This window comes from Streptomyces sp. SID5464 (genome assembly GCF_009862985.1).
Taxonomy (GTDB): domain Bacteria; phylum Actinomycetota; class Actinomycetes; order Streptomycetales; family Streptomycetaceae; genus Streptomyces; species Streptomyces chartreusis_D.
This window is the reverse complement of the sequence record NZ_WWIQ01000001.1, coordinates 243,222-267,323: the sequence shown is the minus strand read 5'-3', so window position 1 is coordinate 267,323 and position 24,102 is coordinate 243,222. Positions and strand designations below refer to the sequence as shown.

The following is a 24,102-nucleotide window of genomic DNA, read 5'->3' as shown; positions in this document are numbered from 1 at the left end:
CCTTGTGCTCGTAGAGGGCGACCAGCTGGCCGAGGACGGACGGCGTCAGCTCGGGCGCCAGGATGGTTGTCGTCGGGTGGTTGCCCTTGAACGTCTTGTGCGGCACCAGCTCCTCCGGCACACCCTCGGCCCGCACCTCCTGCGGGGTCTTGCCGAAGGCGAGCGCCTGCGTCTGGGCGAAGAAGTTGGCCATCAGCAGGTCGTGCTGCGCCTTGAGCCGGTCGCCCAGCTCCCCGACCGGCCGCGCGAAGCCGATGAAGTCCGCCGGAACGAGCTTGGTGCCCTGGTGGATGAGCTGGTAGTAGGCGTGCTGCCCGTTGGTGCCCGGGGTGCCCCACACCACCGGCCCGGTCTGCCACTCCACCTCACGCCCGTCCCGGCCGACGTACTTGCCGTTGGACTCCATGTCGAGCTGCTGGAGGTAGGCGGTGAACTTGGACAGGTAGTGGCTGTAGGGCAGCACCGCGTGCGACTGGGCGTCGTGGAAGTTGCCGTACCAGATGCCCAGCAGGCCCAGCAGCAGCGGCACGTTGGACTCGGCGGGCGCCGTCCGGAAGTGCTCGTCGACGATCCGGAAGCCTTCGAGCATCTCCCGGAAGTTGTCCGGGCCGATGGCGATCATCAGGGCCAGACCGATCGCGGAGTCGTACGAGTAACGGCCGCCGACCCAGTCCCAGAACTCGAACATGTTGGCCGTGTCGATACCGAACTCGGCGACCTTCTCGGCGTTCGTCGACAGGGCGACGAAGTGCTTGGCGACGGCGGCCTCGTCACCGAGCGCGTCCAGCAGCCAGCCGCGCGCTGACGTGGCGTTGGTGACCGTCTCGATGGTGGTGAAGGTCTTGGAGGCGATGACGAACAGCGTCTCCGCGGGGTCGAGATCCCGCACCGCCTCGTGCAGGTCGGCGCCGTCCACGTTCGACACGAAACGCACGGTCAGCGAACGGTCCGTGAAGGCGCGCAGCACCTCGTAGGCCATCGCGGGGCCGAGGTCGGAGCCGCCGATGCCGACGTTGACGACGTTGCGGATCCGCTTGCCGGTGTGCCCCGTCCACTCCCCGGAGCGCACCCGGTTCGCGAAGTCGGCCATATTGTCGAGGACCGCGTGCACGCCCGGCACCACGTTCTCCCCGTCGACCTCGATCACCGCGTCCCGCGGCGCCCGCAGCGCGGTGTGCAACACGGCCCGGTTCTCGGTGGTGTTGATCTTCTCGCCACGGAACATGGCGTCCCGGAGCCCGAAGACGTCGGTGGCTGCGGCCAGTTCGCGCAGCAGCCGCAGCGTGTCGTCGGTGACGAGGTGCTTGGAGTAGTCGACGTACAGGTCGCCGACCCGGAGGGTGTACGCGGTGCCGCGGCCGGAGTCGGCGGCGAACAGCTCGCGCAGCTGGACGTCGCCCAGCTCCTCACGGTGCTTGGCCAGTGCCGTCCACTCGGACGTCTGGTTGAGCCTGGTACGGCCGTCTGCGTTCATCTCGGACTTCAGCCTTCTTTCCTGTCCTGCCTGCGTACCTTGCCCCGCTGCCGGTCCCAACCTATTTGATCAGCGCGTGACATCGGTTGTCGTGGCGCCGTCGTCCGGCTCGACAACAACTACGTTCGCCTTGAGCGCGGGTATCAGCGCGAGGACGGACAGGACGAAGAAGGCGGCCGTGAGCAGCGGCGGGGTGTTCGGCCCCCAGGCGGTGGCGACGGCCCCGCCCAGCAGGGCGCCGAGGGGCACGCCGGCGAAGGCCAGGGTCCGGAAGGCCGAGCTGACCCGGCCCAGGAGCTCGGCGGGGCTGCGCTCCTGCATCAGTGTCGTGGTGTTGACGTTCCACACCATGCCCATGAGCCCGAAGACGGCCAGCGCGCCCACCAGCACGGTCAGGCTGCGTACGGTGCCCATGACGACGAGGGCGGCGGTCTGCACCGAGCCGGCGAGCAGCACGGACCGCAGCCGGCCGAGACGCGCGACCAGCCGGCTGTTCACCACTCCCCCGGCCAGGCTGCCCAGTGTGAAGGCCGCGCCCGCCGCCGCGTATCCCGCGGGGCCCGCGTCGAGCCAGTCGGTGACGAGGACGACCAGCATGGCGAGCTGGGTGCCCATGCCGATGTTGCACAGGGCCGTGGCGGCGCACAGGCCGCGAAGGGCCTGGTCGCGCCACAGGGTGCGCAGCCCCTGCGCGATCTCGCGGCGCAGGGTGCTGCCCGGCCGTCGCGGCTTGCGGTCGGACTCGGCGGCCGGCAGAGAGGCCACCAGTGCGGCGGCCACCAGGAACGTCACGGCGTCGGCCGCGAAGGGCACGGCGGCCCCGGCGGCCAGGAGCAGCGGGACGACGGGGCCGCCCAGCAGGCCGCCCGCGATGCGCTGGCCGGTCAGCAGCCGGGCGTTGGCGCTGCCGAGGGCGTCCCGGTCGACCAGGGCGGGCAGCAGCGCCGTGGCGGCGTTGTCGAAGAGGGTCTGGAGGCTGGTCAGGACGAAGGCCAGCACGATGAGCAGGCCGATCGAGGCGTGACCGAGGGCGACGGCGACCGCGAAGGCGGCGACCAGCAGCCCTCGTAAGGCGTCCACCGTCCACATGGCGCGCCGCTGGTCCACGCGGTCGGCGACGGCCCCGCCGAGCAGGCCGAAGACGATCCAGGGCAGATAGCCGCAGGCCGTGACGGAGGCGATGAGCAGCGGCTCGTCGGTCAGCGTGACGGCCAGCAGGGGCAGCGCCGCCGTACGCAGCGCGTCACCGAAACTGGACAGCACGGCTGCGCTCCACAGCCGTCCGAAGCCCCCGCGCCACGCGGGCGCGCGCAGGCCCCCCACCTCGACCGTCGCCACTGTTCCCCCTCTACGGTTCGCCCGATGCACAAACCGTAGAGGGCACCACTGACAATCGGTCCGCGAGCGGCCGGCCGTTGGCTGCGGAAAGCAGCTCCGGCCGGGCACCTGCTGGTGCCCGGCCGGTCTCAACTCCTAGATCTCGCCCCGCAGTTTGGCGAGCGCCTCGGCGAGGATCGCTTCGCCGTCCGCGTCGCTGCGCCGCTCCCGCACGTACGCCAGGTGCGTCTTGTACGGCTCGGTGCGCGGCGGGTCCGGCGGGTTGTCCCGGTCCTGGCCGGCCGGAAAGCCGCAGCGGGGACAGTCCCAGGTTTCGGGCACCTGCGCGTCGCTGGCGAAGCTCGGCTGGGTCTCGTGTCCGTTGGAGCACCAGAAGGAGATGCGCAGCCGCGGCGCGGACTCGCCGCGCTCGGCCTCGCCCATCGGCCCCGCCCCGACCCGGCTTCCCCGGATCGCGTTGCCACTTGCCACGGTCGTAACTCCCTGCGTGATGGTGCCGCGAAGCGAGTCGGCGTTCCGCTTCGCTGCGAGCGCCTCAGTCTACGTAAGGCCCAACGCGCGTCCAGTGATTGGAGTTACAACCCTCACACCTAGACGCAAGCCCCATGATAGGCCGCGCTTTGCCGCGCGTACCGAACATGGGGCCTTACGTACGTATTGCGTGCGCGATGCGCGTCGGTCAGTTGTTCACCTTCATCAGGATGCCGAGCACGACAATGCACGCGAACCAGAGCAGACCGACCACGACGGTGATCCGGTCGAGGTTGCGTTCGGCGACCGAGGAGCCGCCGACGGAGGACTGCATGCCGCCGCCGAACATGTCGGAGAGGCCGCCGCCCTTGCCCTTGTGCATCAGCACCAGCAGCATCATCAGCAGGCTGAAGACGATCAGGGCGATCGAGAACCCCAAAACCACGGCTGGACCAACTTCCTCGGATTCGGATGGACGACGCGGGGCCCAGCACAGTGCTGGACCCCGCAAGGGTACGACGGATCGCCGCTAGGGCCTACTCACTGGTCGCGGAAGCGCACGATCTTGACGAACTCGTCGGCGTCCAGAGAGGCGCCGCCGACCAGCGCGCCGTCGATGTCGGCCTGGGCCATGATCTCGGCGACGTTGCCGGACTTCACGGAGCCGCCGTACTGGATGCGGACCTTGTCGGCCAGCTCCTGCGAGTACAGCTCGGCGATCTTGCCGCGGATCGCCGCGCAGACCTCCTGGGCGTCCTCGGCACCGCAGACCTTGCCGGTGCCGATGGCCCAGACGGGCTCGTAGGCGATCACGATGGTCTCGGCCTGCTCGGCGGGGAGGTCCTTCAGACCGCCCTCGACCTGGGCGAGGGTGTGGGAGACGTGGTTGCCCGCCTCACGGACCTCCAGCTCCTCGCCGACGCACAGGATGGGGGTCAGGCCGTGCTTGTAGGCGGCCTTGACCTTGGCGTTCACCAGCTCGTCGGTCTCGGCGTGGTACTGGCGGCGCTCGCTGTGGCCGATGGCGACGAAGGTGCACTTCAGCTTGGCCAGCATGGGGCCGGAGATCTCGCCGGTGAAGGCACCGCCGTCGTGTGCCGAGATGTCCTGGGCGCCGTACTTGATCTTGAGCTTGTCGCCGTCGACCAGGGTCTGTACGGAGCGCAGGTCGGTGAAGGGCGGCAGGACGGCGACCTCGACGGCCTCGTAGTCCTTGTCGGCCAGGGCGAAGGCGAGCTTCTGGACGTGGGCGATGGCCTCGAGGTGGTTGAGGTTCATCTTCCAGTTGCCCGCCATCAGCGGCGTGCGCGTGCTCATAAGGGGTCAGTCCTCCAGTGCGGCGAGGCCGGGGAGCGTCTTGCCCTCGAGGTATTCGAGGGAGGCGCCGCCACCGGTCGAGATGTGGCCGAATGCCGTCTCGTCGAAGCCCAGGGTGCGCACGGCGGCGGCGGAGTCGCCGCCACCGACCACGGTGAAGCCCTGGGATTCGACGAGGGCCTGGGCGACCGCCTTGGTGCCCTCGGCGTAGTCGGGGTGCTCGAAGACGCCCATGGGTCCGTTCCAGAAGACGGTGGCGGCGTCGGCGAGCTTGGACGCGTACAGCTTGCAGGTCTCGGGCCCGATGTCCAGGCCCTCCTGGTCGGCCGGGATGGCATCCGCGGCGACGGTCGTGGGGTTGGCCGGGGCCTTGGTCTTCAGGTCCGGGAACTCGGTCGCGACCAGGGCGTCGACGGGCAGGACCAGCTCGACGCCGGTCTTCTCGGCCCGCTCGATGTACTCCTGGACGGCCGGGACCTGGTCCTCCTGGAGGAGGGACTTGCCGACCTCGTAGCCCTTGGCCTTGAGGAAGGTGTAGGCCATGCCGCCGCCGATGAGGATGCGGTCGGCCTTGCCGAGCAGCTGGTCGATGACGGCGAGCTTGTCCGAGACCTTGGCGCCGCCGAGCGCGACGACGTAGGGCCGCTGGAGGTCGTCCGTCAGCTTCTTCAGGACGGCGACCTCCTTGGCGATGAGGTAGCCGGCGGCGTGCGGCAGCCGGGCCCGGAGGTCGTAGACGGAGGCGTGCTTGCGGTGCACGGCGCCGAAGCCGTCGCCGACGTAGAGGTCCGCGAGGGCGGCGAGCTGGTCGGCGAAGGCACCGCGCTCGGCGTCGTCCTTGCTGGTCTCACCGGCGTTGAAGCGCAGGTTCTCGACGACCGCGACCTGGCCGTCGGCGAGGGCGGCGACGGTGGCCCGGGCGGACTCGCCGACCGTGTCGGTGGCGAACCGGACGTCCGCGCCGAGGAGTTCACCGAGGCGCGCGGCGGCCGGGCCGAGGGAGAAGGCCGGGTCCGGGGCGCCCTTGGGGCGGCCCAGGTGCGAGGCGACGACCACCCGGGCGCCCGCGTCGGCGAGGGCCTTGACCGTGGGCAGCACGGCGCGGATCCGGCCGTCGTCGGTGATCGTGGTGCCGTCCAGCGGCACGTTCAGGTCGGCGCGGACGAAGACCCGCCGGCCGGCGACCCCTTCGGAGAGGAGTTCGTCGATCGTCTTCATGAGGGGACTCCTGAAAGAGCTCGTGATCGCTCGTAAGCGCTCGTGATCGAACAGCTCTGATCTGTACGTGAGTCAGGGCTCGGACAGCGCATTCTCGCGCTGCCCGAGCCCTGCTCTCACATGGACGTGCCTGCTCTGTGGATCAGAGCTGGTTGCCGACGAAGACCGTCAGGTCGACGAGGCGGTTGGAGTAGCCCCACTCGTTGTCGTACCAGCCGATGACCTTCACGTTCTTGCCCTCCTGGACCATGGTCAGGGAGGAGTCGAAGGTGCAGGACGCCGGCGCGTTGACGATGTCGGACGAGACGATCGGGTCCTCCGTGTACTCGAGGATGCCCTTCAGCTCGCCCTCGGCCGCCTTCTGGAAGGCGGCGTTGACCTCTTCCTTGGTGACCTCGCGGCCGAGCTCGAGGACCAGGTCGGTGACCGAACCGGTCGGGACCGGGACGCGCATGGCCATGCCGTCCAGCTTGCCCTTGAGCTGCGGGAGGACCAGCGCGGTGGCCTTGGCGGCACCCGTGGTGGTCGGGATGATGTTCTCGGCGGCGGCACGGGCGCGGCGCAGGTCCTTGTGCGGGAAGTCCAGGATGCGCTGGTCGTTCGTGTACGCGTGCACCGTCGTCATCAGGCCCTTGACGATGCCGAAGTTCTCGTCGAGGACCTTGGCCATCGGCGCCACACAGTTGGTGGTGCAGGAGGCGTTGGAGATGACGTGGTGGTTCGCCGGGTCGTAGGTGTCCTGGTTGACGCCCATCACGATGGTGACGTCCTCGTCCTTGGCCGGAGCCGAGATGAGGACCTTCTTGGCGCCGCCGGCGATGTGCTTCTCGGCGTCGGCCTTCTTGGTGAAGATGCCGGTCGACTCGATGACGATGTCGACGCCCAGCTCGCCCCACGGGATGTCCGCCGGGTTGCGCTCGGCGAGGACCTTGATGGTCTTGTCGCCGACGGTGATGGTGTCCTCGGTGTGCGAGACCTCCTGCTTGAGGCGGCCGAGGATGGTGTCGTACTTCAGCAGGTGAGCGGTGGTCGCGGTGTCACCCAGGTCGTTGACAGCCACGATCTCGATGTCTGCACCCTGCTCCAGCAGCGCGCGGAAGTAGTTACGACCGATGCGGCCGAAGCCGTTGATGCCTACGCGGATCGTCACGAACCGATCTCCTCGTTGGTACGCCGGCCATGAAGAGCCGGCGAGCTCTGTTTGGGATGTCCCCGACCGCCTACGACCCTACCTCCCTGAGGCTGCGGTGGTGACATCCAGATGCCCCATACACGGCAGGGCGGTCCGTACCCGCCAGTAGGGGTACGGACCGCCCGTCACCGAGAGCGAGATCACTCGATTTCGCTACTCGGTGTGGTGCCTGTTGACGGAGAGTTCCCAGCTCCTGTGGGGTCACACGTCTGCGGTCCCATGTCCGCCGTCACACGTCGAGGGAGGCGAGTGCCTTTCTCATCAGTGCCGCCCGGTCGGCCGCGGTGGCGACGTGCTCCAGGCCGAAGCCCAGCAGCACGGTGTCGTCCGTGGTGACCGCGCCGTGGGTCTGGAACAGGGCCCCGGTGCGGGACCAGTCCTTGAGGACGGCCGGGCTGCCCGCGGGCGGTCCGGCGGCCTTCCAGGCGCCGAGCGAGGTCTCGAAGCCCTCGGTCTCCTTCGCCGTGCCGCCGACGACCAGCGAGGCGTCGTCGGCGAGGACGCCGTGCCCGCCGGTGCCCGGGTCGGTGACGTAGCTGATCGAGACCTCGACCGTCTTGCCGGCGTACGCGCTCAGGTCGAAGTCCACCCGCTGCCAGCCGCCGGAGGCGCCGGTGAGGCTGTTCCACGACCCGGTGCTGCCGGTCGCGGTGCAGCCGTCGTCCGACAGGGTCAGGTAGTGCTTCAGCCAGGGGTGCTCACGGACGTAGAAGCCGCCCCCGCACTCGGCCGGAACGGCGGTCTTGGTGGCGCCGCCCGCCTCGGGCAGGGTCGTCCAGTCGTCGGCGCCCGCGGTGTGGGCCTCGACCAGGACGTTGTCGTAGCCGGGCTCGGTGTCCCACATCAGCTGGGTGCGCAGGGTGGGCTTGTCGGCCGCGGCGACGCCGGTGAGGTCCACGGTGCGGGTGAGGCGCTTGTAGGCGTCGTCGGTGTGGACGGCGGCGGCCATCCAGGAGCCCGCGTACGGGCCGAACGGGTTGACCGCGCCGGCGAACTGTCCGGCGCCCTTGCTCGCGAACTGCGGGAACTCGTCGGCGGGCAGTTCGTCGGAGGTGACGCCGTACCGGCCCGCCTTGTCCAGGGGGTTGCCGGGCGCGGCGGCGAGCGGGCCCGAGAAACCGCCCAGCTCGCCGGAGCCGGTGAAACCGGTGGCTCCGGCGGCCGAGGTACGGCTGTAGGCGCCCAGGTAGTACTGACTGAAGTCGTCCGAGAGCGCGCCGCCGCCGAGGTCGACGCTGCCGCCGGCCTGCTCACCGGCCTCGATCAGCCTGCCGCCCTCGTTGAGGAAGGCGCGCAGCTGGATCTGGGTGGCGTTGCCGGGGACGCTCGCACCCGTGTAGTGGACGACGGTGTCGAAGTGGCTCAGCACGCCCAGCGCGTCCGGCGCGCCCCGCTCGGCGACGTCCCAGACGAGCGCCTTGCGGCCGTTGGCCTTGAGGGCGTCCACGTACTTCTGTGCCTGCGTGGCGGCCGCGCCCTCCTCGGCGACGACGAGGGTGTCCGCCTTGGGCCGCTGGGCGACGGTGTAGGTGAAGCGCTCGCTGGAGACCTTCTTGCCGTTCCTCGTCTCCCCGGTGAACCACACCTCGACCTTGTCGCCGGGGTCGCCGTCCTTGACCTTGGCCCGGTACTCGTCGAAGTAGAGGTTGTCCTCACCGCCGTAGGTCTCGCCGCCCTTCCAGGGCTTGAGCGTCATGTCCTCGGTGCGGCCGCCGTTGACGCGGTACTTCAGCTCCTTGTCGCGCAGCGACCTGCGTGCGACGACGGAGACCTCCTGGTCGGCGCCGCGGGAGTACGACACCGGGAACGCGGCCGGGGTGAAGTCGGCGGCGCTCAGTCCGACCGACGAGGACGGCCGGTCGGGGTGGGCGGCGGACTCCGCGACGGAGAGCGCGAACGGGACGTTCTTGGCGAACTCCTGCTGGATCAGCTTCTCGTCGTCCGGGAAGGTGAAGATCGACCGGCAGTCGGACGCCTTCCACTCGTCGTCCGGGTCGGCGTTGGAGGCGGACTGACAGGTCGACATCTCGGGCGTGAACATCGCCATGCCGTTGACGTTCGCCGCGTGGCCGTCGGCTTCGCCGTTGGTGGTGTACAGCTCGGACGAGAGCTGCGGGTGGTAGCCGGGGATCGCGGAGTTCTCCGGCGTACCGGCGAGTGCCTCGTACAGGACGTCGTCCGGGGTGGGCGTGGCCACCTGCCAGCCGACTCCGTAGAGGAGGAGTTCGGCGGCGGAGTGGTAGTTGATTCCGTACGTGAAGCCGATCCGCCTCTCGAAGGCGTCCAGGGCCTTGGTCTCCGGCTCGGAGCCCGGACCGGCGCCGCGGTAGGTCTCGCTGGCGGGGTTGGGGGACGAACCCTCGTCGTCGTAGCCCCACTTGTAGGCGAAGTTGCGGTTGAGGTCGACGCCGTCGCCGGTGCCGATGGTGCCGTCGCCGTTGACGTCCCGCAGGTTCTTGCGCCACAGGCGGTTGGCGTCACCGGCGTGGGTGTGGTCGTAGCCGTCGGGGTTGGCCGAGAGGACGAACCACAGTTCGGTGGAGTCGACGATCTTCTTGACGCGCCGGTCCTTGTTGTAGTTGTCCAGGTAGTGGTGCATCAGGCGCCGGGTCATCTCCGGCGTGATCCACTCGCGGGCGTGCTGGTTGGACAGGTAGAGGACCGAGGGCTTGGAGCCGTCCTTCGTCCGCTTCGCGCCCTTGGTGAGCTTCAGCGCGAGGATGTCCTGGCCCCTGACCGTCTTGCCGATGGAGACGACCTTGGTGAGGCCGGGGTGCTCCTGCGCGGTCCTGAGGATCTCCTCCTTGAGGCCGCCCTTGCCGCTGTACGGGCGGAACACGCCCTCGGCGGCGTCCTCGACGCGGGCTTCCGCCCTGGTGGAGAGGTCGTGCTCGGTGAGGTCGACGCCCTGCTTCGACAGCTTCTTCGCCTGCTGGTCGGTCAGGTAGACCTCGATGGTGGCCGTGCCCTTCTCGGGCACCTGCTCGCCGAGTTCATGGCCGTCCTGGCCGGCCGCGAGCAGCAGGGGTACCTGCTCGCGGGTGACGTCGGCGCGGAAGACCTTGACTTCGTCCGGGTCGGACGGGGGTGAACTGTCCGGTTGTGCCTGGGCGATGGGTGCGATGCTCGCTCCGCCGATCAGGAGCGCGCCGACAGCGAGGATCGATCTCGCTCTTCGTCTCATGAACCCCCCTAGCGTGGGTTCGCCACAGCAGCGAACAGATGCCAGGCTCATGACAGTCCATGATCGAGTCAAGAGTGCCCGAACGACACGCAAAAGCCGGCGCCGACCACCCAAGTGGAGGTCTGCACCGGCTCCTTGACGGGCTGTGGGATCAGCCTACGAGATTGTCGGCCAGCTCCTCTGAGAGGTTGGCCTCCGTGCCCGGGATGCCCAGGTCGGAGGCTCGCTTGTCGGCCATGGCCAGCAGGCGGCGGATCCGGCCCGCGACGGCGTCCTTGGTCAGCGGCGGGTCGGCGAGCGCGCCCAGCTCCTCCAGGGAGGCCTGCTTGTGCTCCATGCGCAGCCGGCCGGCCGCCGCGAGGTGCTCGGGCACGTCCTCGCCGAGGATCTCCAGCGCCCGCTGCACACGGGCACCGGCGGCGACGGCCGCGCGGGCCGAGCGGCGCAGGTTGGCGTCGTCGAAGTTGGCCAGCCGGTTCGCCGTGGCCCGCACCTCGCGGCGCATCCGGCGCTCCTCCCAGGCCAGCACCGACTCGTGCGCGCCGAGGCGGGTGAGCAGGGCACCGATCGCGTCGCCGTCACGGACGACGACCCGGTCCACGCCGCGCACCTCGCGGGCCTTGGCCGCGATCGACAGGCGGCGGGCCGCCCCGACCAGGGCGAGCGCGGCCTCGGGGCCCGGGCAGGTCACCTCCAGGGAGGAGGAGCGGCCGGGCTCGGTGAGCGAGCCGTGCGCCAGGAAGGCGCCCCGCCAGGCGGCCTCGGCGTCACAGGTGGCCCCCGAGACCACCTGCGGGGGCAGGCCGCGGATCGGGCGGCCCCGCCCGTCGACCAGGCCGGTCTGGCGGGCCAGCTGGTCACCGCCCGCGACGACACGCACCACGTAGCGCGAGCCGCGGCGCAGCCCGCCCGGTGCCATCACGATCAGCTCCGAGCTGTGGCCGAAGATCTCCAGGATGTCCCGCTTGAGGCGGCGGGCCGCCATCGCCGTGTCCAGCTCCGCCTCGATCACGATCCGACCGCTCACCAGGTGAAGGCCGCCGGCGAACCGCAGAATGGCGGAGACCTCCGCCTTTCTGCAGCAGGTCCGGGTGACGGGGAGCCGGGAGATCTCGTCCTTCACCGCTGCCGTCATCGCCATGGGCCGATCCTTCCATGCATCCGAAAAATACGGTCGTACGCGGCGGCCAACAGCTCCGGGTCATGCCTCGGGGTCCCGTCGGGCCGGGCCACCGGCGCCAGCTCGACCGCGGCCCCGAACCGCTTGGCGGCATCGGTCAGGGAGTCACGGTCGGGCACGGCGGCCTCGTCGGCCAGCACCACGTCCAGGGCGAGTTTAGGGGCGTGTCGTCCCAAAACCTCCAAATGACGCTGCGGGGAGAAGCCCTCGGTTTCTCCGGGCTGCGGGGCGAGGTTCAGGGAGAGTACCCGGCGGGCCTTGGTCTGCGTGAGCGCGTCCAGCAGCTCGGGTACCAGCAGGTGCGGGATGACCGAGGAGAACCAGGAGCCGGGGCCGAGCACCACCCAGTCCGCGTCCAGGACGGCCTCGACCGCCTCGGGCACGGCCGGCGGGTCGTGCGGCACGACGTGCACGGACTGCACCTCGCCCGGGGTGAGGGCGACGGTGGCCTGGCCACGGACCGTGTCCACCTCGTCCGGGCGGGCCGGGTCGTGGCCCTTGACCAGGGCCTGGAGCTCCAGCGGGACAGCGGACATGGGCAGCACGCGCCCCTGCGCGCCGAGCAGCCGTCCGACCAGGTCGAGCGCCTGGACGTGGTCGCCGAGCTGCTCCCACAGGGCGACGATCAGCAGATTGCCGACCGCGTGCTCGTGCAGCTCGCCCTTGGACTGGAAGCGGTGCTGGATGACGCGCGCCCAGGTCTGGCCCCAGTCGTCGTCACCACAGAGCGCGGCCAGTGCCTTGCGCAGGTCGCCGGGCGGCAGCACGCCCAGTTCGTCGCGCAGCCGGCCGCTGGAGCCGCCGTCGTCGGCCACGGTCACGACGGCGGTGAGGTCGCCGGTGATCCGGCGCAGGGCGGCGAGCGAGGCGGACAGGCCCATGCCGCCGCCGAGGGCGACGACCTTGGGCTGGGTGCCCCGGCGGCGGGGTCTGCCGCCCCGGGCCTCGGCGGGCCGGCCGCCCCTTCCGTCAGTGCTGCCGTCGGGCACCACCCGGCGCAGCCGGCTCAGCCGCGGAGTACGTCGTGTCATTCGCGTCCCATGTCCCGGTGTACGACCACCGTCTCCACGCCCTCGGCGGCGAGCCGGGCGGCGAGCTTCTCCGACATGGCGACCGAGCGGTGCTTGCCGCCCGTGCAGCCCACGGCGATGGTCACGTAGCGCTTGCCCTCCCGGCGGTAGCCGGTGGCGACGAGCTGGAGGAGCTCCGTGTAGCGGTCGAGGAACTCCTTGGCGCCGGGCTGGTTGAAGACGTACCCGGAGACCTCGTCGTTGAGGCCCGTGTACGGGCGCAGCTCCGGGACCCAGTGCGGGTTCGGCAGGAAGCGGCAGTCGACGACCAGGTCGGCGTCGACCGGCAGCCCGTACTTGTAGCCGAAGGACATGACCGTGGCCCGCAGCTCCGGCTCCTCCTCGCCGGCGAACTGGGCGTCCATCTTGGCCCGCAGCTCGTGCACGTTGAGGCTGGAGGTGTCGATCACCAGGTCGGCGTCGCCGCGCAGCTCGCGCAGCAGCTCGCGCTCGGCGGCGATGCCGTCGACGATCCGGCCGTCGCCCTGGAGGGGGTGCGGGCGGCGCACCGACTCGAAGCGGCGCACCAGGGCCTCGTCGGAGGACTCCAGGAAGACGATCCTGCGGGTGACGTTCTTCGCCTCCAGGTCGGCGAGGGACTCGCGGAGGTTGTCGAAGAAGCGGCGGCCGCGGACGTCGACAACGACGGCGATCCGGGCCACGTTGCCCTGGGAGCGGGCGCCGAGCTCCACCATGGTGGGGATCAGCGCGGGCGGCAGGTTGTCGACGACGAACCAGCCGAGGTCCTCCAGACACTTCGCGGCCGTCGAGCGGCCGGCCCCGGACATGCCGGAGATGATCACCAGCTCGGGGATGGCCGCGTCCGGGACTGCGGCCTTGTCGTTGGGCGTGCCCGTACTCACCTGTGCTCCGTCTCCGGTTCGCTCTTCTTGCCCGTCGTGCTCGTTCACATTCATGTCTCCTGCCCCCGTCGTTCGTCCGGGGCGCCCGTCCGCACGGGCTCCCCACCGGAACCCATGGTGCCGGGTTCCTCTTCCATGATCTCTCCAGTCGCCGTGTTGACGGCGGGTGCGGCCGGGGCCGCCTGGGCGAGGGCCGCCGCGATCGTCTCGGCGGTCTTGCGGCCTATGCCGGGAACCTCGCAGATCTGGTCGATGGTGGCGGATCGCAATTTCTTCAACGAACCGAAGTGCTTCAGGAGTGCCTGCTTGCGGGTGTCCCCGAGGCCGGGGACGTCGTCCAGGGGGCTGGACCGGAAGCGCTTGGACCGCTTGGTGCGCTGGTAGGTGATCGCGAAGCGGTGGGCCTCGTCACGGACCCGCTGGAGCAGGTACAGGCCCTCGCTGGTGCGGGGCAGGACCACCGGGTCGTCGTCGCCGGGCAGCCAGACCTCCTCCAGGCGCTTGGCGAGGCCGCACACGGCGATGTCGTCGATACCGAGCTCGTCCAGGGCCCGCTGGGCCGCCGCGACCTGCGGGGCGCCGCCGTCGACGACCACGAGCTGGGGCGGGTAGGCGAACTTCTTGGGGCGGCCGTCGTCCTCGGTGGGGCCGGTCCCGACGATCTCGCCGTTCCCGTCGATCTCAGGGGTCTCGGCGTTCTCGCTGTCGGTCCACTCCCCCGTTTTCTCCTTCTCGGCGAGGTAGCGGCGGAAGCGGCGGGTGATCACCTCGTGCATGGAGCGAACGTCGTCCTGCCCCGCGAAGCCCTTGATCTGGAAGCGGCGGTACTCGCTCTTGCGGGCCAGGCCGTCCTCGAAGACGACCATGGAGGCCACCACGTCGTCGCCCTGGAGGTGGGAGATGTCGTAGCACTCGATCCTGAGCGGGGCGCTGTCCAGGTCGAGGGCGTCGGCGATCTCCTCCAGGGCGCGCGAGCGCGTGGTGAGGTCGGAGGCGCGCTTGGTCTTGTGCAGCACGAGCGCCTGCTGGGCGTTGCGCTGCACGGTCTCCATGAGGGCCTTCTTGTCGCCGCGCTGCGGGACGCGCAGCGAGACGCCCGAGCCGCGCCGGCCGGCGAGCCACTCCTGGACGGGCTCCACGGGGTCGGGCAGGGCGGGGACGAGGACCTCCTTGGGGACCGCGTCGCCCGTCTCCTCGCCGTACAGCTGCTGGAGGGCGTGCTCCACGAGGGCGCCGGTGGTGATCTCCTCCACCTTGTCGGTGACCCAGCCGCGCTGGCCGCGTACCCGTCCGCCGCGTACGTGGAAGATCTGGACGGCCGCCTCCAGCTCGTCCTCGGCGACCGCGATCAGGTCGGCGTCGGTCGCGTCGGCGAGCACGACCGCGTTCTTCTCCATGGCCTTCTTCAGGGCCCCGATGTCGTCGCGCAGCCGGGCCGCCCGCTCGTACTCCATCTCCTCGGCCGCCTCGCCCATCTGCTTCTCCAGGCGGCGGATGTACGTGGCCGTGCGGCCGGTCATGAAGTCACAGAACTCGTCGGCCAGTTCGCGGTGCTCCTCGGCGGAGACCCGGTCCACGCACGGGGCGGAGCACTTGCCGATGTAGCCGAGGAGGCAGGGGCGGCCCGTCCGGGCGGCGTTCTTGAAGACGCCGGCCGAGCAGGTGCGCACGGGGAAGACGCGCAGCAGCAGGTCGACGGTGTCGCGGATCGCCCACGCGTGCGCGTACGGCCCGAAGTAGCGGACGCCCTTCTTCTTGTGACCGCGCATCACCTGCACGCGCGGGTACTCCTCGTTCATCGTCACCGCGAGGTACGGGTAGCTCTTGTCGTCGCGGTACTTGACGTTGAACCGGGGGTCGTACTCCTTGATCCACGAGTACTCCAGCTGGAGCGCCTCGACCTCCGTGGACACCACCGTCCACTCCACGGACGCGGCCGTGGTGACCATGGAGCGGGTGCGCGGGTGCAGGCCCGCCAGGTCCTGGAAGTAGTTCGCCAGGCGCTGGCGCAGGCTTTTCGCCTTTCCGACGTAGATCACCCGGCGGTGCTCGTCACGGAACCTGTAGACCCCCGGCGAGTCGGGGATCTCACCCGGTTTGGGGCGGTAGCTGGAGGGGTCGGCCATGTCTCACACCCTACTGGCGAGCACCGACAGCCCGGCGGGGCGGCGGGACACGATCACGGGCTCGGCGAGGGGCGGTTTCCAACGGCATGCCCCGCCCGGGGTTACGGCACGCCGGGAGCGGGAATGCAGGCTTCCCACGGGGACACGGCGACGTCCGGCGGGCGGAGTCCGTGTCGGTGCAGGCACAGGTTGTCGGTGCGGACCGGCCGTTTCGGCGCGAAACGGGCGGGCCACGGGTCGGAGGGCTGCGCAGATGAAGCGGATGCGGATCGAGAAAACCCGGCGGGCCGTCCGTGCCCGCCGGTACGCGGACGAACCGTTCGCGCTGCACGACGCCCTCGACCCGCGCGACCCCGACATAGTGCGGGCCAAGCGCTTGGCCGTCGAGGAACGGGGCGGAAGCGACCGCTCATAGACAGGACACCGGCCTCGGTGGAGGCCGGGGTCACCGCCAGCACAGACCGCCCGGGGCGCCATGCCCCGGGCGGTCGCGTGTCTGGCCGGGTCCGGCCGGGAGTACGTCACTGTCCGGCATCAGGTGTTGTCGGGACCAGGTCAACACGCTTCAATGCGGGGGAACTCGGGACCCCTGAACGACGGCGTACGGATGTGAAGACCTCCCCTGCGCCGGCGGGACGGTCCCGGGCGGCCCGCGCGAACGGTCTGACCAGCCGTCGCCGACTCACAGAGAGGCCCCTGCATGCCGCACGCCCCACAGCACGCGGACGTCGCCACCGCGGAACTGGACTCGGTTCTGCGCGGCGGCCCCTTCCACGTCGCCCTGCGTGCCGCGATCGCCGCCCGCGGGCTGCCGCTGCAACGCGTGCAGCACCATCTGTCCCGTCACGGGGTGAAGGTCGGCGTCACCAGCCTGAGTTACTGGCAGCAGGGGGCCAGGCGCCCGCAGCGCCCCGAGTCCCTGCGGGCCGTGCGCGCGCTGGAGGAGATCCTGGAGCTTCCCGAGGAGTCGCTGATCCGGCTGCTCGCCGACTCCGGCGAAGGCCCGTCCGGGCAGCGGTCCGCGGCCCGCTCCTACCGCTCCCTCGTCGAGGCCTCCGGGGTCCTGGACCAGCTGTTGGCCGAGCTGGACTGCCCACCGGACGGCGGTCTGCACACCCTCGGGCACCACGAGCGGCTGCGGATCGGGGCGCGGCGCGAACTGGCCGAGCGGGAGTCGCACCACATCGTGCGCGCCCACCGGGACGGCGTCGACCGGTTCGTGGCCGTCCACCACGGCGACCGGGGAGCCGCACCGGAGCGGATGAGGGTGCACGCGCTGGAGAACTGCCGCACGGGCCGCGTTCGTTGGCATCGGGACACGGGCGTGCTCGCGGCCGAGCTGCTCTTCGACACCCGGCTGCGGGCCGGCGACACGTTCCTGTTCCGCTACGGCGTCGAGGACGGCACGGCGGGTGTGTCGCACGAGTACCTCCGCGGCTTCGACTCCCCCGGCGGCCAGTACGCGCTCCAGGTGTGCTTCGACGCGGCGGCCCTCCCGGCGCGCTGCCACCGTTTCACCCAGCACTCGGCGGCGGCCCCGCGCACCGGCTGCCAGGACCTGGCACTGAGCGGCCGGCACCGGTCCGTGCACCTGGTCGAGCCGCGGGTGCGGGCCGGGTTCCTGGGGATCGGCTGGGACTGGGAGTAGACCCCGAGGGCGACTGCGACTCGCCCTCTCTCTTCTGGCCTCTGCCCCGTGGATCTGGCCTCTGCCCCGTGGATCTGCCCTCTGCTCCGCGCCCTCAGGGTTCACGTAAACGCTTGCGTAAGCGTTTACGTATGCCGTCGGATGCGATACGTTCCCGCCGGGACCTGACAGAGGAGGCGGGAGAAGCATGGCGACCATGGCCGACGTGGCGCGCAGCGCCGGAGTCTCCGTGGCGACCGTCTCGCACGTCCTGAACGGCACCCGGCCGGTGCTGCCGCACACCCGCCAGGCGGTCCTGGACGCCGTGGAGGAGCTCGGCTACACGACGAACACGCTGGCCCGTTCCCTGGTGACGGCCCGTACCCGGTCCATCGGGCTGGCGGTGTCGGCGATCAGCAACCCGTACTTCACGGAGATCCTCCAGGGCGTCGAGGCCAGTGCCCTGGAGCACGGCTACAGCCTCCTGATCGCCGATCCGCACGACGACCCGGAGCACGAGCGCAAGGTCGTCCAGCTGCTGCACGAGCGCCGGGTGGACGGCATGATCGTCGCGCCCTCCGCGGAGCCGCGCGGGCTGCTCGCCTACCTGGGGCGGCACGACGTACCGGCCGTGCTCCTCGACCGGCTGGTGGACGCCCCGGACGGCGGACCGCGTTTCGACCAGGTCTGCGCCGACAACGCCGAACCGACGTCCCGGCTGGTCGCCCATCTCGCCGGTCTCGGTCACCGGCGGATCGGGCTGGTGGCGGGACGGCCGGGGCTCAGCACCACGAGCGAGCGGATCACCGGGTACCGGACCGGCCTCGCGTTCGCGGGGCTGCCGTACGACGAACGGCTCCTGGTGCACGGCGACTCGGAGTCGGCCGGTGCCGAACAGGCCACCGCCGCCCTGCTGTCCCTCGCCGTGCCGCCCACCGCGCTGGTCACCGCCAACAACGCCATGACCATCGGGGCCCTGCGTGCCCTGCGCGCGCACGGCCTGTCCGTGCCCGGCGACATCGCGCTGTGCTGTTTCGACGACTTCGCCTGGGCGGACCTGTTCTCGCCCCGCCTCACCGCGATCGCGCAGCCCAGCAGGGACATCGGCGCCCAGGCCGTACGGGTGCTCCTGGAACGTCTCGCCGAGCCGGACCGGCCCGCCCGGACCGTGCGGCTCCCCTGCGCCTTCGTCCACCGCACGTCGTGCGGCTGCCCCGAGGGGGCCAGTCCGCGCGGCTTGAGCAGCACGAGCAGTCCGAGAGAGGAACCGTCGCATGATCGTCGTCGCCGGTGAGGCACTGATCGACCTGGTACCGCGGGGCACGGGTGCCCTGGCCGCGCTCCAGCCGGCGCTCGGCGGCGGCCCGTACAACACGGCGGTCGCGCTGGGCCGCCTCGGCTCCCCCGCCGCCTTCTGCTCCCGGGTGTCGTACGACGCCTTCGGGGAGGCCCTGCTGGACCGGCTGCGGGAGACCGGGGTGGACGTGTCGTCGGTGCAGCGCGGCACCGAGCCCACGACCCTCGCCGTCGCCACGGTCGGCGCGGACGGCTCGGCGGCGTACTCCTTCTACGTCGACGGAACTGCGGACCGGCTCTTCACGGCTCCCTCCGCGCTGCCGCCCGGCACCCGGGCCGTCTCCTTCGGGACCTGCTCGCTGGTGCTGGAGCCGGGGGCGAGCGCCTACGAGGAGCTGATGCGTGCGGCGGCCGCGCAGGGTGTGTTCACCGCGCTGGACCCGAACATCAGGGCCGGCCTGATCCCGGACGCGGACGCCTACCGGGCGCGGTTCAAGAGCTGGCTGCCGTCGGTGTCGCTGCTGAAGCTGTCCGAGGAGGACGCCCGGTGGCTGGGCGGCACACCCCAGGAGTGGCTGGCGGCCGGCCCCGCGGCGGTCGTGATCACCCGGGGCGGCGACGGGCTGACCGCCTACACCGCCAGTGGCGAGTACGCGGTGCCGGGTGAGCGGGTGGAGGTCGTGGACACGATCGGCGCGGGCGACACGGTGAACGCGGCGCTGCTGCACGGGCTCGCGGCACGCGACGCGCTCAGCACTCAGGCGCTGGCCGCGCTGGGGTCCGACGGCTGGACGGGGCTGCTGGGCTTCGCGGCCCGTGCGGCGGCGGTCACCTGCTCCCGGGCCGGAGCGGAACCGCCGTACGCGTACGAGCTCGAAGGCTGACACCTCTCACGATCAGCGCTGGAGGGCTGACACGTCTCACGGTCCGCACGGACGGCAGGGAACGCGTCCCGTACGCGTCGCTCAGCCGGCCTCCCCCACGGCCCGCAGCCCGCCGGGGCGACGGCCGTTGAGGCGGTCCAGGGCGGCGGCCGTGGCGTCGTCCGCGGGCAGGTGGACGATCACGCGCTGGCCGTCGTCGGGCAGCGCGAACGTCTCGTGCAGCAGGCGCAGCGATCCGGCCTCCGGGTGCTCGATGTGCTGGGAGCCCGTCGGCCGCGGTGCCACGGCCAGGTCGGCGAACCGGTCGGCGAACTCCGCCCCGGCCGTCACCGTCAGCTCGTCGGCAAGTTCGGCGACGTACGGATCCCGCAGCGGGACCTCGTGCCGGAGCTGGGCGACCAGGTCGTCGGCCACCCGGTCCCAGTCCCGGTAGGCGCTGCGGGCCCGTTCGTCGGTGAACAGATAGCGGAGCAGGTTGGGCGGCTCGTCGTCGAGCAGGCCGAGGGGCCCGGCCAGCCGCTCGTATCCCGCGGTGTGGGCGAGGACGTCGCCGATCCAGTTGACCACCAGGGCGGGGGCCGGTTCGAGGCGGTCGAGCACGGACCGGACCGTGGGGCGTGCCGTGCGGCCGAGCGACGGGGCCGCCGCGCAGAGCAGCGGGTCCCCGCCGTCCGCCTCCTTGGTCAGGCGGCGCAGCAGCATCCGGTCGGCGAGAGACAGGTTCAGGACGTCGGCGAGGGCACCGAGCACCTGGGCGGAGGGGTGACGGTCCCGTCCCTGTTCCAGCCGGGTGAGGTATTCGACGCTGATGCCGGCGAGCGTGGCCAGCTCGGAGCGCCGCAGGCCCGGGGTGCGGCGGCGCGGACCGGTGGGCAGGCCCACTTCGGCGGGGCTGACGGCTTCACGCCAGGTGCGCAGGAACGTGCCCAACTCGTTGTCACTCACCCGCCGAACGTACCCCGCCCGCGCGCGGGGAGGGTGTCCCTGCCACTACCAGGCTCCGGCCGGTCTCCCTCCCGGGCCGCACGCCCCTCAGGGTGGAGGCCATGACGAATGACACCGCTACCGCCGCTACCGCCACCGCCCTGCCGCTGGCCCCGGGGAACTGGGCCCTGGACCCGTTCCACTCCTCCGTGGGCTTCACCATCCGCCACCTGGGCATCGCCAAGGTGCGGGGGCGCTTCGAGCGGTTGGAGGCCGACCTGTTCGTCGGGGAGCGCGTCGAGGACGTACGGGTCACCGCGACCGTCGACCTGGCCTCGATCGACACCGGCAACGCCGACCGGGACGCGCATGTCCGCGCCTCCGACCTGCTCGACGTCGAGAAGCGCCCGACGATGACGTACCGCTCGACGCGTGTGTCGGGTGAGGGTGAGGACTGGACCATGGAAGGCGAGCTGACGATCGGTGAGGTGACCCGCCCGGTGACGCTCGCCGTGGAGTTCGGCGGGCTGGTCGATGTGCCCATGGACGGCAGCCGGCACGCCGGGTTCGAGGCGACGGGTGAGATTCGGCGCAGCGAGTTCGGGCTCGACTTCGCTCCCGGTCTGCTCGGGGAAGTGGTGAAGATCCAGCTCGACATGCAGTTCGTGGAGCCGAAGAACGCCTGATCAGTACGCCGACGCGCCGTGCCCCCAGGGAGTTCCCGGGGGCACGGCGCGTCGGCGTGAGACGTCAGCCCTTGGTCGTCCGCGTCGTCTTCTTCGCGGCGGCCTTCGTGGACTTCGCCGCTGTCTTCTTGACCGCGGTGCTGTCGACCGTCCTGGTGGCGGTCTTCTTCGCCCTGGTCTGCGCCGGGACCGTCTTCTTCGCCGCCGCCCTGCGCGGGGCCTTGACCGAGGACGCGTCGCTGATCCGGTCGGCGCCGAGGGTCTCGCGCAGGAACTTGCCGGTGTGGCTGGCCGGGACCGCGGCGACCTCCTCGGGCGTGCCCTCCGCGACGACCAGGCCGCCGCCGGCGCCGCCTTCGGGACCCATGTCGACGATCCAGTCGGCGGTCTTGATCACGTCGAGGTTGTGCTCGATGACGATGACCGTGTTGCCCTTGTCGACCAGTCCGGACAGGACCGTCAGCAGCTTGCTGATGTCCTCGAAGTGCAGACCGGTGGTCGGCTCGTCGAGGACGTAGACCGTGCGGCCGGTGGAGCGCTTCTGCAGCTCGCTGGCGAGCTTCACGCGCTGCGCCTCGCCGCCGGACAGGGTGGTCGCGGCCTGGCCGAGACGGACGTAGCCGAGGCCGACGTCCTTCAGCGTGTTGAGGTGCCGGGCGATCGCGGGGACGGCCTCGAAGAACTCCGTGGCCTCCTCGATCGGCATGTTCAGGACGTCGGCGATGGACTTGCCCTTGTAGTGGACCTCCAGGGTCTCCCGGTTGTACCGGGCGCCGTGGCAGACCTCGCACGGGACGTAGACGTCCGGGAGGAAGTTCATCTCGATCTTGATGGTGCCGTCACCCGCGCAGTTCTCGCAGCGGCCGCCCTTGACGTTGAAGGAGAAGCGGCCGGGCAGGTAGCCGCGGACCTTCGCCTCGGTGGTCTCGGCGAACAGCTTGCGGATGTGGTCGAAGACGCCGGTGTACGTGGCCGGGTTGGAGCGCGGGGTGCGGCCGATGGGCGACTGGTCGACGTGTACGACCTTGTCGACGAGGTCGTCGCCGTCCACGCGGGTGTGCCGTCCGGGCACGTTCCTCGCGCCGTTCAGCTCGCGGGCCAGGTGCGTGTACAGGATGTCGTTGACCAGGGTCGACTTGCCGGAGCCGGACACGCCGGTGACGGCGGTGAACACGCCCAGCGGGAACGAGACGTCGATGTCCTGGAGGTTGTTCTCCCGGGCGCCGTGCACCGTGAGCTGCCGGGACGGGTCGATCGGGCGCCGGATGTCGGGCAGCGGGATGACCTTCTTGCCGGACAGGTACTGACCGGTCTGCGACTCGGCGTTGGCGAGCAGCTCCTTCAGGGAGCCGCTGTGCACGACCTTGCCGCCGTGCTCACCGGCGCCGGGGCCGATGTCGACGACCCAGTCGGCGGTCTTGATCGTGTCCTCGTCGTGCTCGACGACGATGAGCGTGTTGCCCATGTCGCGGAGCCGGACCAGGGTCTCGATCAGCCGGTGGTTGTCGCGCTGGTGCAGGCCGATGGACGGCTCGTCGAGGACGTAGAGGACGCCGACGAGGCCGGAGCCGATCTGGGTGGCCAGGCGGATGCGCTGGGCCTCGCCGCCGGAGAGGGTGCCTGCCGCGCGGTTCAGCGAGAGGTAGTCCAGGCCGACGTCGACCAGGAACCGCAGCCGTTCGTTGACCTCCTTCAGCACGCGCTCGGCGATCTTCTTGTCGCGGGCGGTGAGCTTCAGCTCGCCCAGGAAGTCCGCGCAGTCGCTGATGGACATCGCGGAGACCTCGGCGATGGACTTGTCCATGATCGTGACCGCGAGGACGATCGGCTTCAGGCGCGTGCCCTCACAGGTGGGGCAGGGCACCTCGCGCATGTAGCCCTCGAAGCGCTCGCGGCTGGCGTCGCTCTCGGCCTCGCTGTGCCGGCGCTTGACGAAGGGGACGGCGCCCTCGAAGGCCGTGGTGTAGCGGCGCTCGCGCCCGTAGCGGTTGCGGTAGCGGACCTCGACCTGGGTCTTGTGGCCGTGCAGCAGGGCCTTCTTGGCGCGCTGCGGGAGGCCCGCGAAGGGGATGTCCGTACGGAAGCCCAGGGCGTCGGCCAGGGCGCCGATGAGGCGGCCGAAGTAGTCCTTGGTGTGGCCGTGCGACCAGGGATGGATGGCGCCGTCGTCGAGGCTCTTGTCCTCGTCCGGGACGATCAGCTCCGGGTCGACCTCCATGCGCGTGCCGATGCCGGTGCAGTCCGGGCAGGCGCCGAAGGGCGAGTTGAAGGAGAAGGACCGGGGCTCCAGCTCCTCGAAGGAGAGGTCGTCGTACGGGCAGTAGAGGTGCTCCGAGTACATGCGCTCGCGCTCGGGGTCGTCCTCGGGGAGGTCGACGAAGTCGAGCACGACCATGCCGCCGGACAGGCCGAGGGCGGTCTCGACGGAGTCGGTGAGACGGCGCTTGGCGCCTTCCTTGACCGTGAGGCGGTCGACGACCACCTCGATGGTGTGCTTCTCCTGCTTCTTCAGCGTGGGCGGGTTCGACAGCTGGATGGTCTCGCCGTCCACCCGCGCGCGGGAGTATCCCTTGGTCTGGAGGTCGGCGAAGAGGTCGACGAACTCGCCCTTGCGCTCGCGCACCAGCGGCGACAGCACCTGGAAGCGGCTGCCCTCGGGCAGCTCCAGGACCCGGTCGACGATGGCCTGCGGCGACTGGCGGGTGATCGGGCGGCCGCACTCGGGGCAGTGCGGCTTGCCGATGCGCGCGAAGAGCAGGCGCAGGTAGTCGTAGACCTCGGTGATCGTGCCGACCGTGGAGCGCGGGTTGCGCGAGGTCGACTTCTGGTCGATGGAGACGGCCGGGGAGAGGCCCTCGATGAAGTCGACGTCCGGCTTGTCCATCTGGCCGAGGAACTGCCGGGCGTACGAGGAGAGGGACTCCACGTAGCGCCGCTGTCCCTCCGCGAAGATGGTGTCGAAGGCCAGCGAGGACTTGCCCGACCCCGACAGGCCCGTGAAGACGATGAGCGAGTCGCGCGGGAGGTCGAGCGAGACGTTCTTGAGATTGTGCTCGCGCGCTCCACGAACGATGAGACGGTCGGCCACGCCGGTCCGCACCTTTCTTGAGAGAAGTGACAGGGGCGGGGCCCCCGTGCTTTCTCAGACTAGGGGGAGCCACTGACAACGCCGGTCGGATTCACGGGTTGCCAACAAACCCCGGCTCTCCAGCATGCCCGACGTCACGTCCGACCATATAGCACGCGCATTCG

General features: G+C 70.7%; 19 protein-coding genes. 5 read left to right on the top strand and 14 right to left on the bottom strand.

The window, feature by feature from the left end; genetic code table 11:
* The 12 genes from pgi to uvrC form a co-directional block, all read right to left on the bottom strand.
* Positions 1–1,474 (bottom strand): glucose-6-phosphate isomerase (gene pgi / locus GTY47_RS01220; RefSeq protein ID WP_010039690.1); only part of this gene is annotated, 1,474 nt, incomplete at its 3' end.
* 69 nt (positions 1,475–1,543) lie between these two features.
* On the bottom strand, positions 1,544–2,812 hold the full coding sequence (locus tag GTY47_RS01215) for an MFS transporter (RefSeq protein ID WP_010039687.1): 1,269 nt from the start codon (positions 2,810–2,812) through the stop codon (positions 1,544–1,546).
* A gap of 135 nt (positions 2,813–2,947) precedes the next feature.
* Positions 2,948–3,283, bottom strand: a complete 336-nt coding sequence (locus GTY47_RS01210; protein ID WP_003976875.1) for an RNA polymerase-binding protein RbpA — start codon at positions 3,281–3,283, stop codon at positions 2,948–2,950.
* 208 nt (positions 3,284–3,491) lie between these two features.
* Positions 3,492–3,722, bottom strand: a complete 231-nt coding sequence (secG, locus tag GTY47_RS01205; protein WP_029181151.1) for a preprotein translocase subunit SecG — start codon at positions 3,720–3,722, stop codon at positions 3,492–3,494.
* A 101-nt stretch (positions 3,723–3,823) separates the two neighbouring features.
* Complete coding sequence (gene tpiA, locus GTY47_RS01200; protein ID WP_010039684.1) at positions 3,824–4,600, bottom strand: triose-phosphate isomerase; 777 nt, start codon at positions 4,598–4,600, stop codon at positions 3,824–3,826.
* Between the two features lie 6 nt (positions 4,601–4,606).
* Complete coding sequence (locus GTY47_RS01195) at positions 4,607–5,818, bottom strand: phosphoglycerate kinase (RefSeq protein WP_010039683.1); 1,212 nt, start codon at positions 5,816–5,818, stop codon at positions 4,607–4,609.
* 142 nt (positions 5,819–5,960) lie between these two features.
* On the bottom strand, positions 5,961–6,968 hold the full coding sequence (gene gap / locus GTY47_RS01190) for a type I glyceraldehyde-3-phosphate dehydrogenase (protein ID WP_010039682.1): 1,008 nt from the start codon (positions 6,966–6,968) through the stop codon (positions 5,961–5,963).
* Between the two features lie 271 nt (positions 6,969–7,239).
* A complete protein-coding gene (locus GTY47_RS01185) occupies positions 7,240–10,194 on the bottom strand; it encodes a M14 family metallopeptidase (protein WP_010039681.1) in 2,955 nt (984 codons plus the stop codon).
* 151 nt (positions 10,195–10,345) lie between these two features.
* Positions 10,346–11,335: a DNA-binding protein WhiA gene (gene whiA, locus GTY47_RS01180; RefSeq protein WP_010039680.1), complete on the bottom strand. Its 990-nt coding sequence runs from the start codon at positions 11,333–11,335 to the stop codon at positions 10,346–10,348.
* On the bottom strand, positions 11,326–12,405 hold the full coding sequence (yvcK, locus tag GTY47_RS01175; protein WP_029181150.1) for a uridine diphosphate-N-acetylglucosamine-binding protein YvcK: 1,080 nt from the start codon (positions 12,403–12,405) through the stop codon (positions 11,326–11,328). The genes whiA and yvcK overlap by 10 nt, the downstream gene beginning before the upstream one ends.
* Positions 12,402–13,361, bottom strand: coding sequence for an RNase adapter RapZ (gene rapZ / locus GTY47_RS01170; protein ID WP_078602825.1), 960 nt, complete (start codon positions 13,359–13,361; stop codon positions 12,402–12,404). Before rapZ ends, yvcK begins: the two co-directional genes overlap by 4 nt.
* The gene (gene uvrC / locus GTY47_RS01165; protein ID WP_010039676.1) at positions 13,358–15,433 is read right to left on the bottom strand and encodes an excinuclease ABC subunit UvrC; all 2,076 of its coding nucleotides are present in this window, start codon (positions 15,431–15,433) and stop codon (positions 13,358–13,360) included. The genes rapZ and uvrC overlap by 4 nt, the downstream gene beginning before the upstream one ends.
* Positions 15,434–15,695: 262 nt before the next feature.
* Here uvrC and GTY47_RS40060 point away from each other — a divergent pair, with 262 nt between their 5' ends.
* From GTY47_RS40060 to GTY47_RS01150, 4 genes are all read left to right on the top strand, one after another.
* Positions 15,696–15,848 (top strand): hypothetical protein, encoded by a 153-nt coding sequence (locus GTY47_RS40060; RefSeq protein ID WP_162501109.1) that lies wholly within the window; start codon positions 15,696–15,698, stop codon positions 15,846–15,848.
* Between the two features lie 285 nt (positions 15,849–16,133).
* Positions 16,134–17,081 carry a hypothetical protein gene (locus tag GTY47_RS01160; RefSeq protein WP_010039675.1) on the top strand — a complete coding sequence of 316 codons (948 nt, stop codon included), beginning with the start codon at positions 16,134–16,136 and terminating at the stop codon, positions 17,079–17,081.
* A gap of 187 nt (positions 17,082–17,268) precedes the next feature.
* On the top strand, positions 17,269–18,354 hold the full coding sequence (locus GTY47_RS01155; protein WP_010039672.1) for a LacI family DNA-binding transcriptional regulator: 1,086 nt from the start codon (positions 17,269–17,271) through the stop codon (positions 18,352–18,354).
* The gene (locus GTY47_RS01150; RefSeq protein WP_010039669.1) at positions 18,335–19,240 is read left to right on the top strand and encodes a carbohydrate kinase; all 906 of its coding nucleotides are present in this window, start codon (positions 18,335–18,337) and stop codon (positions 19,238–19,240) included. Before GTY47_RS01155 ends, GTY47_RS01150 begins: the two co-directional genes overlap by 20 nt.
* Positions 19,241–19,321: 81 nt before the next feature.
* On the opposite strand, the gene GTY47_RS01145 is transcribed toward GTY47_RS01150, so the two are convergent.
* Entirely contained in the window at positions 19,322–20,185 is an 864-nt protein-coding gene (locus GTY47_RS01145; RefSeq protein ID WP_010039666.1) for a helix-turn-helix domain-containing protein, read from the bottom strand.
* A gap of 101 nt (positions 20,186–20,286) precedes the next feature.
* On the opposite strand from GTY47_RS01145, the gene GTY47_RS01140 reads away from it, so the two are divergent.
* Positions 20,287–20,850, top strand: a complete 564-nt coding sequence (locus GTY47_RS01140) for a YceI family protein (RefSeq protein WP_010039664.1) — start codon at positions 20,287–20,289, stop codon at positions 20,848–20,850.
* A 64-nt stretch (positions 20,851–20,914) separates the two neighbouring features.
* Here the strand turns inward: GTY47_RS01140 and uvrA are convergent, their stop codons facing one another.
* Positions 20,915–23,938, bottom strand: coding sequence for an excinuclease ABC subunit UvrA (gene uvrA, locus GTY47_RS01135; protein ID WP_010039662.1), 3,024 nt, complete (start codon positions 23,936–23,938; stop codon positions 20,915–20,917).
* Between the last annotated feature and the right edge of the window lie 164 nt (positions 23,939–24,102).

Excerpts from the sequence above, each read along its gene's own strand:
- tpiA (WP_010039684.1), bottom strand. The coding sequence starts at position 4,600 with ATGAGCACGCGCACGCCGCTGATGGCGGGCAACTGGAAGATGAACCTC.
- GTY47_RS01195 (WP_010039683.1), bottom strand. The coding sequence starts at position 5,818 with ATGAAGACGATCGACGAACTCCTCTCCGAAGGGGTCGCCGGCCGGCGG.
- GTY47_RS01185 (WP_010039681.1), bottom strand. The coding sequence starts at position 10,194 with ATGAGACGAAGAGCGAGATCGATCCTCGCTGTCGGCGCGCTCCTGATC.
- whiA (WP_010039680.1), bottom strand. The coding sequence starts at position 11,335 with ATGGCGATGACGGCAGCGGTGAAGGACGAGATCTCCCGGCTCCCCGTC.
- yvcK (WP_029181150.1), bottom strand. The coding sequence starts at position 12,405 with ATGACACGACGTACTCCGCGGCTGAGCCGGCTGCGCCGGGTGGTGCCC.
- rapZ (WP_078602825.1), bottom strand. The coding sequence starts at position 13,361 with ATGAATGTGAACGAGCACGACGGGCAAGAAGAGCGAACCGGAGACGGA.
- uvrC (WP_010039676.1), bottom strand. The coding sequence starts at position 15,433 with ATGGCCGACCCCTCCAGCTACCGCCCCAAACCGGGTGAGATCCCCGAC.
- GTY47_RS40060 (WP_162501109.1), top strand. The coding sequence starts at position 15,696 with ATGCGGATCGAGAAAACCCGGCGGGCCGTCCGTGCCCGCCGGTACGCG.
- GTY47_RS01160 (WP_010039675.1), top strand. The coding sequence starts at position 16,134 with ATGCCGCACGCCCCACAGCACGCGGACGTCGCCACCGCGGAACTGGAC.
- GTY47_RS01155 (WP_010039672.1), top strand. The coding sequence starts at position 17,269 with ATGGCGACCATGGCCGACGTGGCGCGCAGCGCCGGAGTCTCCGTGGCG.
- GTY47_RS01150 (WP_010039669.1), top strand. The coding sequence starts at position 18,335 with ATGATCGTCGTCGCCGGTGAGGCACTGATCGACCTGGTACCGCGGGGC.
- GTY47_RS01140 (WP_010039664.1), top strand. The coding sequence starts at position 20,287 with ATGACGAATGACACCGCTACCGCCGCTACCGCCACCGCCCTGCCGCTG.